7 protein-coding genes are annotated in these 11,634 nt (G+C 60.8%); all 7 read left to right on the forward strand.

From position 1 onward, the window contains the following. The first annotated feature begins 312 nt into the window (after positions 1–312). A complete protein-coding gene (locus DWV20_RS07900) occupies positions 313–1,665 on the forward strand; it encodes an ATP-binding protein (RefSeq protein ID WP_118256742.1) in 1,353 nt (450 codons plus the stop codon). A gap of 15 nt (positions 1,666–1,680) precedes the next feature. Further along, positions 1,681–3,405 carry a DnaA ATPase domain-containing protein gene (locus DWV20_RS07905; protein ID WP_117820633.1) on the forward strand — a complete coding sequence of 575 codons (1,725 nt, stop codon included), beginning with the start codon at positions 1,681–1,683 and terminating at the stop codon, positions 3,403–3,405. Between the two features lie 238 nt (positions 3,406–3,643). Next, on the forward strand, positions 3,644–4,747 hold the full coding sequence (dnaN, locus tag DWV20_RS07910; RefSeq protein WP_099432409.1) for a DNA polymerase III subunit beta: 1,104 nt from the start codon (positions 3,644–3,646) through the stop codon (positions 4,745–4,747). A gap of 9 nt (positions 4,748–4,756) precedes the next feature. Further along, entirely contained in the window at positions 4,757–5,863 is a 1,107-nt protein-coding gene (locus DWV20_RS07915; protein ID WP_118256743.1) for a DNA replication/repair protein RecF, read from the forward strand. Beyond that, positions 5,850–6,413, forward strand: coding sequence for a DciA family protein (locus DWV20_RS07920; RefSeq protein ID WP_117584032.1), 564 nt, complete (start codon positions 5,850–5,852; stop codon positions 6,411–6,413). The genes DWV20_RS07915 and DWV20_RS07920 overlap by 14 nt, the downstream gene beginning before the upstream one ends. A gap of 105 nt (positions 6,414–6,518) precedes the next feature. Continuing rightward, entirely contained in the window at positions 6,519–8,549 is a 2,031-nt protein-coding gene (gene gyrB, locus DWV20_RS07925) for a DNA topoisomerase (ATP-hydrolyzing) subunit B (protein WP_117769723.1), read from the forward strand. A 208-nt stretch (positions 8,550–8,757) separates the two neighbouring features. After that, positions 8,758–11,469: a DNA gyrase subunit A gene (gyrA, locus tag DWV20_RS07930; protein WP_199581808.1), complete on the forward strand. Its 2,712-nt coding sequence runs from the start codon at positions 8,758–8,760 to the stop codon at positions 11,467–11,469. Positions 11,470–11,634 lie beyond the last annotated feature (165 nt).

Raw genomic sequence — 11,634 nt, forward strand, 5'->3', positions numbered from 1 at the left:
CGGGGGCGCGGACGCAGATATAGACACGTGAGCTTGAAGATTGTAGGGAAATCAATGTTCAAATGTCAAGAAATCAAAGGTAAAAGGTTGCGCAGTTCACACGGTTCCCCCATAAGCCGAGCTCGATTTAGCGGTGCATGGCAACTTTTCACGATATTTCATCGAGTTTTCAACAGGTCATGTTGGCAATGTTGAGAACTTTTCGTCCGTTTTCCAAAGTTTTCAACAGGTTTTGAAAAGTTGTCGAAAGATGAGAAACATTGCACGGTGAGCTACTATTTGTTCGAAACCTTTTGAAAGATTGCGAGCGGCATGTCTGACGACTTTTACACCATGGTCGATTCCGGAGACCCGGCACCCGACAACGAGCACATCACCGGCGTGCGCGAAGAGCGTGAGGAAGGCGAGCAGACGACCACGCAGGCGCCAAAAGCCATGTACGCCGCGCGCATCGCCGTCTATGACGACATGCTGTCGACACCGCGTGTGATCGTCATTGATCCGCAAGATGTCCGCACGTATTTGGAAGAGACGACCAACACCGTCTACCAGTGCATGAAAGAACAAGGTGGCCATATCTCGCTCATGGTCATCCGCGAGATTGTCGAAAACTTTATCCACGCACACTTTGCCGAGCCCATCATCTCGATTCTGGACGGCGGAGACACCATCCGCTTTGCTGATCAAGGACCCGGCATCGACGACAAGGAGCGCGCTTTCGACTTTGGCGTTACCAGCGCAAACAGCAAGATGAAGCGCTATATCCGTGGAACCGGAGCAGGGTTTCCCATGGTGCAGGAGTATTTGGAAAACGCCGGCGGGGCCGTGTCCATCGAGGACAATATGGGCAACGGCACCGTGGTTACGGTAAGCCTGGACCCTAAACGCGTGCAGGAAATCGAACGCGCCGGCGGGCGCGGTGCTGCCGTGCGGCCCGAGACGGAGCAGCCCGCATATCCCCTGCCGGGAGCTTTTGCGCAGCAGCCCATGGCAACGCAACAGATGCAGCCCCGCGTGGGACAGATGCAGCAGCCCGGAATGCTTCCTACACAAGAGCCCCAGGCGGCGTCGATGTCGATGCCGCCAAACGTGCCACAGGCCATGCCGCTGGCGGATCAGGATACAGCAGCAATGCAGCAGGCGACGGGGGCACCGGGTAGCCAGCAAATGGGCTATCAGCCGTACCAACAGGGATATCCATATCAGCAGATGCAGCCACTGGGGTATGGCCAGCAGTTCCCGCAGCAGTACCAGCAGGGATATCAGCAGCCGTACCAGCAGATGCCGCAGCAGCAGTACAACCCCTGGGCCCAGCAGATGCCTCCGCAGCCTTACCAACAGTGGCCTCAAAGTTTTCAACAGCAAATGCCGCCGATGCAGAGTTCTCAACAACCAGCAGCTCAAATGATGTATCCTAATGCAGCAAATCAGTATGCGCAGCCACAACCGGACGTGTTCGTAAGCGATCGCGGCAACGCCGCGCTGGGCTATCTGGCGCAAAATCAAGCGTGCGGTGCTACCGATCTGGCGAGGGCGTTTGGAAACTCGGCCCCCACTTGGTCACGCACGCTCAATGACTTGGCGCAGGCCGGCTTGGTCATCAAGCATGGCCAGAAATACCATCTGACCGAACTCGGCGCCGCTCGCGTGCGAGCTCAGAGCTAAAGAACGGGAGAGATAGTGGACGAGGAAGCAAGCATCATCCTGGGGGATGCCATCGCCTTTTGCCAGCGCGACGGCCAAGATGCACGCCTCATCAACATGCTGGGGCAATCGCGCGCCATAAGCCTAACCGAAGATACGCTCACGATCGAGGCCCCCTCGCGCTTTGCCATCGCGCAGCTCAAAAAGCATCAGCCGACCATTGAGGCCTATCTGGAAGAAATCGCCTTTGCACCGATTGCGCTCGACATCGTGGCACCGCAAGGCGCCGCGACGGAATCCGCTGCCGCGACGGCGCCCGCCACGGCTCCCGCTGCTTCCCCGGCGGCGCCGGCCTCCGCAGGCGACGTGCCGACAATCGGGCACCAGCACAGCGATGTTTCCCGTGAAACCATGGCACCGTTGCCGACCGCGGCGGCGACGTCAACGAACGCACCCGTCACGCACATGCCCATCGCTCACGACGCAACGACGGGCGCGGATTCGGGCATTGCAATCAAGAACACGCTCTCGGCCGATGATTTTCGTCGCATGATGAACCAGATGAAGGGCGGAGCGCCAACTAAATCCACGCAAGCTGCGACCCCCGCTTCACCCATGCCAGCACCGACCGCGCCGGCCGAACAGAATACGGATGGAGCCCCGCTCGCCGCGAACTCAAAATTTACCTTTGAGAACTTTGTCTACGGCCCCGAGAACAGCCATGCCTATCGCTCGGCACTCAAGTTTGCCGCCCTCGCGGACGAGCGGGGCACGTGCACATCACTGTTCATCTACGGCAAATCGGGCCTGGGCAAGACGCACCTGCTGCTTGCCATCAAAAACGAGCTCGCCGAAAAGTCGCCCGAGATCAAGGTCAAGTATGCCAACTCCCAGGCATATCTGGACGACCTGATGACCGAGTTCGACCGCCAAAAGAAGAGCAACGCCCCCATCATGCAGGCGTACCACGGCGTGGACGTGCTCATCATCGACGACATCCAAAACATCATCGGCAAGCGCGCGAGCGTGGACTACTTTTTCCAGCTCATGGACGAGTTCATCCGCAACAACAAGAAGGTCGTCATCGCGGCAGACCGCGCCCCCAAGGACCTGAGCATGGACGAGCGTCTAACCAGCCGCTTCAACGCCGGCATGCTCTGCCTGGTCGCAGAGCCCAGCTACGAAATGAAATACAAGATCTTGCAGCGCTATTACGAGAACACCATCGTCGCCGCTCCCGAGGCAGGCGACGACTCGCTGCTGGCGGCCTATGGGGGCGACGGCGGGCACCTAACCGACGAGCACTTTAAACACATGGCCGAGGTCTCGGGCACCAACATCCGCGAACTCGAGAGCTTTTGCGAGCGCTGCGCCGGCGAGGCGGGCGACCGCGAGCGCGAGGGCGGGGAGCTCACCTTTGACGATATCGACGCCATCGCCAGCCAGTACTTTGACACATCGGCCAAAAAGATCAACGTCCAGACGGTTCAGTCCGTCATCGAAGAGCAGTACGGCGTGACGCACGAGGAGCTCATCGGCCCGCGTCGCAACGCCAATATCGCCAAAGCACGCCATATCGCTATCTACCTGGCCATCGAGATGTGCGAGATGACGACCACGGCGGTGGGCGCCGAATTTGGCAACCGCAACCACTCGACCGTCAGCACGAGTTACAAAAAGGTCCAGAAGATGATCCAGGAAGACCGCACCGTCACCGAAGACCTCAAGTCGCTGCGCGATAAAATTACACTGCGCTCGTAGGGAAATAGAGACACCTGTTGAAAACTTGTCGAAACCACGGGCATAAGGTGTCTAAAACCCAACCCGCGGTGATGAAAAGTTTTGCGCAAGTTTTGAACGTGGAAAACCACCCCTGTTGCACACAGGTTGCTGTCGATTCTCTTTCTGGGTCTGACCTGCGTCTTTGGGAGTAATCAACAGTTTCGTCAGTGCTATTACTATTATTAAGATATTTATATCTATAGAAAGGTATTAAAAGATGAAGTTCACCGTCAGCCAGAGCTCGCTTACACAAGCCATCGGCGTCGTTATGAAGGGTGTCGCTTCGGCATCCACCCTTCCCATCCTGTCGGGCGTGCTCGTTAAGGCCCAAGACGGCATCTTGGAATTCCAGACCTCTAACTACACTATCTCGATCCGTCATCGCATCGCGGCGCATGTCGAAGAAGAGGGCGAGATGGTTATCCCCTGTAAGATGCTCTCCAATATCACCAAGACCCTCCCCGATGCCCCGGTCACCTTTGAGCTGTCCGAGCGCCAGGTGCTGATTGGTTGCGAGAAGAGCTCTTTTAGGCTGAACACGCTCGATGCCAATGACTTCCCCGAGTTTCCGGCCTATGCCATCGAGAGTGCCGTGGAGCTGCCGACCGATGTCTTGTCCGAAATGGTCGGCCGCGTGTGGCGCGTCACCTCGACCGACAAGGCTCGCCCCATCCTGGGCGGCGTGCACATGAAGGTCGAGAACAACACCGTACGCCTGGTGGCGACCGATTCCTTCCGCTTGGCCGTGTGCGATACGCAGGTCGAGACCTCGACCCTCGAGGGCTCCTTTGAGCTCAACGTTCCGGCTGACGCCTTTAACGACGCGCTGAACATCATGGCCAGCCAGGCGACCATCATGATCGGGGCTACCGACACCCAGGTCGTCTTCGAGGCCGGCAACACCACCTACGTGTCGCGTCGCATCGAGGGCGTGTACCCCAACTACAAGCAGCTCATCCCCGATTCGTGCGTGACGAGCGTCAAGATCGATGTCGCCGCCTTTAACGCCGCCCTCAAGCGCGTGGCCGTTATCGCGAGCGCCAACCCCGCCGTCAAGTTCGAGATCGATGTCGAGAACGGGCAGATGGGCCTGTCCTCCATTTCCAATGACCAGGACCTTGCGCAGGAGACGATCGATGTCGAGGCTGAGGGCGAGTCGGGTACCATCGCCTTCAACTACCACTACATCTTCGGCTGCCTCAATGCCCTGTCCAAGGAGAAGGAGATCACGCTGGAGCTCAAGAGCTACTCGCAGGCGGGCATCTTCAAGTCCTACGACAAGATCAACTACCTGTACCTGGTCATGCCGGTCCGCATCTAGCGCTGCGCCATGACCATGTTCGCCCGCGATCTTTCCGTCGCGCACTACCGCAGCTTCGATAGCTATCGCCTTGCCCTGGACGAGGGCGTGACGATACTTGCGGGACCCAACGCGGCGGGAAAGACCAATCTCATAGAGGCGCTGCAGCTGCTGACGAGCGGCGCCTCGTTTAGGCATCCGACCGCAGCCGAGCTCGTCCATGACGGCGTGGGCTCGTGCAAGATCGAGCTGAGGCTCGAGGGCGACGGCCGCGTGCTTGATATGGGATTGAGCGCGGAGGACGGTAAGCGCTCGTTTAGTCGCAACGGCAAGAGATGCTCTGCCGCCGGTGTGCGCGGGATTCTGCCGAGCGTGCTGTTTTGCCCCGACCATCTGGACATGGTTAAGCGAGGCGCCAGTGTGCGCCGCGCCGCCCTCGATGACTTTGGCATGCAGCTGAGCGCACGCTATGCCGATCTTGCGAGCACCTATGGGCGCTGCGTGACCCAGCGTAACGCCTTGCTCAAGGAGACCTGGTGCTGCCGCGAGATGCTCGGCGCGTGGAACGATTCGATTGCCCGCGCGGGCTCGGCCCTGCTCGTGCACCGGTTGGCCCTGCTCGACCGGCTGGCGGGCCATGTGCACACTGCCTACGGGCAAGTAGCGTCAGGTGAGGCCGCCAACGTGACCTATGCGTCCACGCTGGGGGCTTTGCCCCAGGTCGAGGATCGCGAAGAGCTGAAGGGTTGGGCGTACGAGCGCATGCTGGCCGCCCTTGACGAGCATGCCGACGAGGAAATTCGCCGCGGCGTGACGTTGGTGGGACCGCATCGCGACGAGATTGAGTTTACCGTGGCGGGTCGCTCCGCCCGTTCATTTGCCAGCCAAGGACAGCAGCGCACGCTGGTGCTGTCCTGGAAGGTGGCCGAGGTTGCCGTGGCTCGCGATGTCCTGGGCACCGCCCCACTGCTGCTTTTGGACGACGTGATGAGCGAGCTCGACGGCGAGCGTCGCGGCGCTTTCCTGCGGCTGATCGGCGATGATATCCAGACGGTCATAACCACGACCAACCTGGGGTACTTTACCGATGACCTGCTTGATCGAGCCAAGGTGGTGAGCATGGGTGAGACGTGCTAATTACGAGCGCGAGAGCGAGACAGTCGCCTTCAGCGGGTTTTTGAACGCAGAGCGCCAGCGCATCCTGGCGGCTGCAACGCCTAAGCGCCGTGCGCAGATGGAGGCCGCCGAGGAGTCGCGCACGGTCTATCGCGCATGGAACGCGGTGTGCTCGGGCACGCGCGAGGGGCGGCATGTGACGGGACTGCGCTACCTGCCCGAGTCCAATGAGCTGCTGGTGTATCTCGACTCGCCCTCGTGGACGCAGGAAATGACGCTGTTGCGCGAGATCATCCGCGCGCGCATGGAGCGCGCCGGTGCGCATGTGGACGGCCTGGTGTTCAAAACCACCGCGCCCGGTCACACGCCGCCCGCCGCCAAGGAGCGCCTGCGCCCGGCGACGACCGAGCGCCCGCCGGCCCCGCACGCCGACCTAAGTGAGGCCGAGTGCACCGAGATCGAGCGCCAGGTGGCGCCCATCGAAGACCAAAAACTGCGCGAGGCCCTCGAGAATGCCATGAGAGCCAGTGCCGAGTGGGCCAAGGGCGTGCAAAGCAAAAAAGAGCCTTAAATCGCATCTGGTGGCCTTGTAGAGCCAAATACCCTCGGTCCCGAGGGTATTTTTTTACGATAAACTAGTAAGGCTGTACACATTTTCTTGACTGAAGGAGGACGTGTGGCAAACGAAAACGATTACGATGGCGGCGAGATTAAGATTCTCGAAGGTCTCGAGGCCGTTCGTAAGCGCCCGGGCATGTATATCGGCTCGACGAGCGCCAGCGGTCTGCATCACCTGGTGTGGGAGATCGTTGACAACTCCGTCGACGAGGCCATGGCCGGTTTCTGCACCGAGATCCAGGTGACGGTCCACGCCGACAACTCCATCACGGTCGTCGACAACGGGCGCGGCATCCCCGTCGACGAGCACCCTGTTAAAAAGATCCCGACGCTCGAGGTCGTTATGACGATCTTGCACGCCGGCGGTAAGTTCGATAACTCGGCCTATAAGGTCTCGGGCGGCCTGCACGGCGTAGGCATCTCCGTCGTCAACGCACTGTCCAAGCGCGTGGTCGTTCAGGTTCGTCGCGATGGCAACACCTACGAGATGGAGTTCTCGCGCGGCAAGACCGTCAAGAAGATGGAGGTCGTGGGCACCTCGGATTCGACGGGTACCACCGTCACCTTCTGGCCCGACGACGAGATCTTCGAGACCTGCATCTACGATTTCGATACGCTGCACAACCGTCTGCAGGAGACGGCGTTCCTCAATAAGAACCTCAAGATCGTGCTGACCGACGAGCGCGAGGCGACTCCCCACGTGGAGGAGTTTTGCTACGAGGGCGGCATCATCGACTTCGTCAAGTTCCTCAACGAGGGCAAGGACGTCCCCGAGGCCTTTAAGGAGCCCATCTACATCGAGGGCAAATCGGACCCGGACGCTCCCGTGGCCAAGATGGGCGAGGTCGAGGTTTCCCTGCAGTGGAATAGCGGCTACGGCGAGAACGTCATGTCGTTTGCCAACGACATCTACACTCCCGAGGGCGGCATGCACCTTGAGGGCTTCCGCACCGCGCTCACCCGCGTGATCAACGATTACGCACGCAAGCAGAACCTGCTCAAGGAAAAAGATGCCAACCTGACCGGCGACGATGTGCGCGAGGGTCTTTCGGCCGTTATTTCGGTCAAGCTGCCCGATCCGCAGTTTGAGGGGCAGACCAAGGCCAAGCTCGGTAGCTCCTATATGCGCGCGCTCACGCTCAAGATCGTGACCGACGGCCTCGCCGATTACTTGGAGGAGCATCCCAAGCCCGCCCGCGAGATCGTCAAGAAGGCGCAACAGGCCTGCAAGGCGCGCAACGCCGCCCGCAAGGCGCGCGAGGCGACCCGCCGCAAGAGCCTGCTCGAGACGGCGTCCCTGCCCGGTAAGCTCGCTGACTGCTCGGTGCGCGATGCCGAGCTGACCGAGCTCTTCATCGTAGAGGGCGACTCGGCAGGCGGTTCGGCCAAGGACGGCCGTCGCCGAGACATCCAGGCGATTCTGCCCCTGCGCGGCAAGATTCTGAACGTCGAACGCGTTGGTGACCATCGCGCGTTCTCGAGTGACACCATCCAGTCGCTGATTACCGCGATCGGCTGCGGCGTCACGACGAGTGCCGGCGACGGCGGCGACTTCGATATCACCAAGGCGCGCTACCACAAGATCATCATCATGACCGATGCAGACGTCGACGGTGCGCATATCCGCATCCTGCTGCTGACGTTCTTCTACAAGTACATGCGTCCGCTGATCGATGCCGGCTACGTCTATGTTGCCTGCCCGCCCATCTTTGGCATTAAGGTGCGCAACAAGATCCACTACGTGTATCCCAACGGCCGCCAGCCCGAAGACGAGATCCTGCGCGACACCATCCAGAGTCTGGGCCTGAACCCCGACGACAACGACGAGGACGGCAAGGCCAAGGACGGCAAGATCACCAAGAAGCGCAAGGGCTATACCGTCCAGCGCTACAAGGGCCTGGGCGAGATGGACCCCAAGCAGCTTGCCTCGACGACGATGGATCCCAAGACCCGCATCCTGCAGCGCGTGTCGATCGAGGATGCCGTGGTGGCAGACCGCGCCGTGCGCGAGCTGATGGGTTCCGAGGTCGGCTATCGCCGCGAGTACATTGAAAAACACGCGCACGATGCGCGCTTCTTAGACGCCTAGGTTTCCCAGGCACCCCATCTTGCCCTTCAGGATTTCGGGCGCCGCACGCAAGGCGCGCGCCCTCATCCTTCAGGGCAACCTGGGGCACCTGGAAAACCTAGGAGGGTTATCCGGTGTTCCCGGTAATTCGTCTCCGTGGCAGGGAACTAATGGACCACGCAAACCATGAGGAGGTAACGTGGCAGACGATATCAACAATAACGAGGGTATGGGCGAGGCCGGCGATGCCGGCATGCCCGACGATCTGAAGCGCCTGCTTGCCCGCGCTGAGCAGGGCGAGGACGGTGATCCTGACGCCTATAACCCCGATGCCGATGATGACGAGGAAGAGGACGACGACGCCGAGCTCGAGGAGAGCTTTGGCGAAGTCGATCGTGGCGCCTCGGCCGGCGAGGATATCAACGGCGGCCAGCTCCAGATTTCGGAGTTTGGCCGCGAGATGAAGCAGTCGTTTATCGAGTATTCGATGTCGGTCATCACGGCGCGCGCCCTGCCGGACGTGCGCGATGGCTTAAAGCCGGTGCACCGCCGCATCCTGTACGCGATGAACGAGAGCGGCATCTACCCCAACCGCCCGCACAAGAAGTCGGCCTGGACGGTCGGCGAAGTTATCGGTAAGTACCACCCGCATGGCGACTCCGCGGTCTATGAGGCCATGGTCCGCCTGGCGCAGTGGTTCTCCATGCGCACGCCGCTCATCGACGGTCACGGCAACTTCGGCAACATCGACGGCGACGGCGCGGCAGCCATGCGTTACACCGAGAGCCGCCTGGCCAAGCCCGCCATGGAACTGCTGCGTGACCTGCAGAAGGATACCGTCGACTGGCAGCCCAACTACGACGAATCGCTCGCCGAGCCCGTGGCACTGCCTGCGCGCTTCCCCAACCTGCTGGTCAACGGTAGCCAGGGCATCGCCGTCGGCATGGCCACCAATATCGCCCCGCATAACCTCACCGAGGCGATCGAGGCAACCTGCTACCTGATCGATAATCCCGACGCCACTGTCGACGAGCTCATGCAGATCATGCCCGGTCCGGACTTCCCCACCGGCGCCATCATCATGGGCAGTGCCGGTATTAAGCAGAGCTACGAGACCGGCCGCGGCTCCATTACCGTGCGCGCCAAGGCTCACGTGGAGTCCACCAAGACCGGCCGCAGCCGCCTGGTCTTTACCGAGATTCCCTACATGGTCAACAAGGGCACCCTGCAGGAGAAGATCGCCCAGCTCGTCAACGACAAGCGCATCGAGGGCATCTCGGATATGCGCGATGAGTCCAACCAGAAGGGTATCCGTCTGGTCATCGAACTCAAGAAGGGCGTCATCCCGCAGGTCGTGCTCAACAACCTGTACAAGTACACCTCGCTGCAGACGACCTTTGGCGCCAACAACCTGGCGCTTGTCAACGGCGTTCCCAAATGCCTGAGCCTGCGCGAGATGCTGCAGCACTACATCGACCACCAGGTCGACGTCGTCACCCGCCGCACCCGCTTCGACCTTAAGAAGGCCCGGGCCCGCGCGCATATCCTTGAGGGCTACCTGATGGCTCTCGACCATATTGACGAGGTCATCAGCATCATCCGTTCCTCGCAGACCGACTCCGAGGCCAGCAGCCGCCTGATCGAGCGCTTTGGCTTTACGCCCGAGCAGACCACGGCCATCCTCGAGATGAAGCTGCGCCGCCTGACCGGCCTGGAGCGCGACAAGATTCAGGAAGAGCTGGACGGCCTGCGCCGCGCCATCGCCTACTACGAGGACCTGCTGGCGCACGAGGGGAAGATCCTGGGCGTCATTAAGGAAGAGATGCGCGAGATCTCCAAGAAGTTCGGCGATAAGCGCCGCACCGAGATCAGCCATGTCGAGAAGGACCTGGACGTCGAGGACCTCATTGCCGACGAGGACATGGTCGTGACCATCACCCACACCGGCTATGTCAAGCGCATCCCGGTGGCCGCCTACCGCGCCCAGAAGCGCGGCGGCAAGGGCGTCTCGGGCGTCAACCTCAAAGAGGACGACGTCATCGACGAGATGTTCATCGCGTCCACGCACGAGTACGTGCTGTTCTTCTCGAGCAAGGGCAAGGTCTATCGCCTGAAGGTGCACGAGCTGCCGGTGGGTACGCGCCAGGCACGCGGTACCGCGATCGTCAACCTGCTGCCCTTCGAGGAGGGCGAGAAGATCGCGAGCGTCATCAGCTGCCGCGAGTTCCCTGCCGACGAGTATCTGATGTTTGCCACCAAGAGCGGCATGGTCAAGAAGACCGTGATGAGCGCGTATGACCGCAGCCGTCGCGACGGCCTGATCGCTATCAACCTGCGTGACGACGACGCGCTGCTGAACGTGCGCCGCGTGCGCGAGGGCGACAAGATTATCCTGGCCACCACCGCGGGCAAGGCGATCATGTTCTCCGAGGAACAGGTGCGCGCCACCGGCCGCGATACCAGCGGCGTTCGCGGTATCGGTATGAAGGACGGCGTGAGCGTTCTGGGCATGGAAGTCACTAACGGCAACGGCGATCTGTTCGTCATCACCGAGCGCGGCTACGGCAAGCGCACGCCGGTCGCGGACTACCCGGAGCAGAATCGCGGCGGCCAGGGCGTCTACACCATCCAAATGACCGAGCGTAAGGGCAACCTCGCGGCCATGAAGACGGTGGGCCCGCAGCACGAGCTGTTCATCGTGACGGAGGGCGCGACGGTCATTCGCGTCAAGACCGACGAGATCAGCCAGACTGGCCGCGCTACCCAGGGCGTCAAGATGATGACCGTCGACGACAACGACCGCATCTGCGCCGTAGCCCGCATGACAGCAGCCAAGGAAAAACCCGAAGGCGAAGGTGTCGAGGCCGCAGCCGATACCGAAGAGGCCCCAGTCGACCTAGGCGACGGCAACGACATGCCAGAGGATCTCCTCGACGAGTAAGAGGCCCTAGCTGGTGAAAATCATCAGACCCCTTATATCGGCGGTCGGCGCGCTGCGCGCCGACCGCTTTTTTGAAAACCTTGGGATCCCATGGTCGCTGGGCCGGCGAGATGGTTTTGGTTTGTCGCGAGTTCCGCACGCAAAGAAGGCCACTTAATGTGGCCT

It is taken from the genome of Collinsella sp. AF02-46-1, from assembly GCF_003465825.1.
In the GTDB taxonomy this organism is placed as follows: domain Bacteria; phylum Actinomycetota; class Coriobacteriia; order Coriobacteriales; family Coriobacteriaceae; genus Collinsella.

What these genes read in the sequence shown, in the direction of transcription:
- DWV20_RS07900 (WP_118256742.1), top strand. Translation starts at nt 313, where the DNA reads ATGTCTGACGACTTTTACACCATGGTCGATTCCGGAGACCCGGCACCC.
- dnaN (WP_099432409.1), top strand. Translation starts at nt 3,644, where the DNA reads ATGAAGTTCACCGTCAGCCAGAGCTCGCTTACACAAGCCATCGGCGTC.
- DWV20_RS07915 (WP_118256743.1), top strand. Translation starts at nt 4,757, where the DNA reads ATGACCATGTTCGCCCGCGATCTTTCCGTCGCGCACTACCGCAGCTTC.
- gyrA (WP_199581808.1), top strand. Translation starts at nt 8,758, where the DNA reads ATGGGCGAGGCCGGCGATGCCGGCATGCCCGACGATCTGAAGCGCCTG.